Source organism: Pseudomonas siliginis (assembly GCF_019145195.1).
In the GTDB taxonomy this organism is placed as follows: Bacteria; Pseudomonadota; Gammaproteobacteria; order Pseudomonadales; family Pseudomonadaceae; genus Aquipseudomonas; species Aquipseudomonas siliginis.
This window is the reverse complement of record NZ_JAHSTW010000029.1, coordinates 1-1,162: the sequence shown is the minus strand read 5'-3', so window position 1 is coordinate 1,162 and position 1,162 is coordinate 1. Positions and strand designations below refer to the sequence as shown.

1 protein-coding gene is annotated in these 1,162 nt (G+C 60.2%); it reads right to left on the bottom strand.

All coding sequences use genetic code 11. The features are described from left to right. A partial coding sequence (gene tssI, locus KVG87_RS25700) for a type VI secretion system tip protein TssI/VgrG (RefSeq protein WP_217853235.1) occupies positions 1-977 on the bottom strand: 977 nt, incomplete at its 3' end. Between the last annotated feature and the right edge of the window lie 185 nt (positions 978-1,162).

Sequence of the window (1,162 nt, the reverse complement as noted above, 5' to 3'; positions counted from 1 at the left end):
AGCACTTGCGGCTGCTTGCCTTCGTGCAGGACTTCAGTGAGCAGCCACAGGTCGTTCCATTTGGCTTTCGGGTGTTCGGTCAGGGCGAGGAAATGGCCGCTGACCAGCAGTGGCTGATCACTCTTGCCTTCGGCCAATTGGAAGTCGCTGCGGTGGCGTTCGAGGGCGCGTTTGGCCAAGTGCTTGCCGCGCTCGCGGTCGATGAAGCGGCCCGGGTAATCGTAGTCTTCGAGGTCGGGCAGGGCGTCGCCACGGTTTTCGCTTTCCAGGGTCAGGCGCGGTTTTTCGAAGTCGTAGTCGCGGCGGGTGGTGCGGCTGGTGCGGGTTTCCAGGCGCAGGTCGAAGCGCTTGATCACCGGGTTGCTGGCGACCATGCCGGAGTCTTGCTGATAGGGCACAGGTGCCAGTTTCGGGAACACCGTCTGGTCATCGCCGAAAACGAGCTTGTGCGCGTTGGCGCTGTGCTGGAAGTGGAAGTGAATGCCTTCTTCCTCGCACAGGCGCTGGATGAAGTGCAGATCAGACTCGTCGTATTGCACGCAGTAGATGCGTTCGGGATAGATCGAACCGGTCTTGAATTCGTAGGCGTTGCCTTGGATGCCGTGCTCTTCCAGCACCATGCCGATGATTTTCGGCACGCTGAGGTTCTGGAAGATGCGCTGGTTGATGCGGTGCGCCAGATACGCCAGTTGCGGACGCAGCGTCACCGAATAACGGGTCAGGCGCTTGCCCGAGTCACCTTGCGCGGCGCGGTAGATCTGGCCATGGATGCCGCTGCCGTCAGGCGACAGCTGCAGGAAGGCCGGTTTGTGCAGCAGGGTTTCGAGGTCCAGCGACGGCTGCTCACTGACCAGCTCCACCTCAAAGACAAAAGGCTGGCTGATGGCTTCCTGGCCGGTCAGGGTGAATACCTGAAAATCGGCGGAAAGCCCTTCGATGGTCAGGGCAAAGTGGGTTTCATTGGCCGGCGCGAACATCCCTTGTTCCTCGTGCTGTACAGCGGCGCTCGTCGACGGCCGCAAAAAAGCGGCTCAACGTACGCGAAATTCTGGAGGGGCGTAAACAACATCGACCAGCAGAGCTGGCCGATGCGTGTAACGGTCAGCCGTAATTAAACGACTGGAGCACGCCAGTCATCGGAACCCGAAGTACCGGATACTTC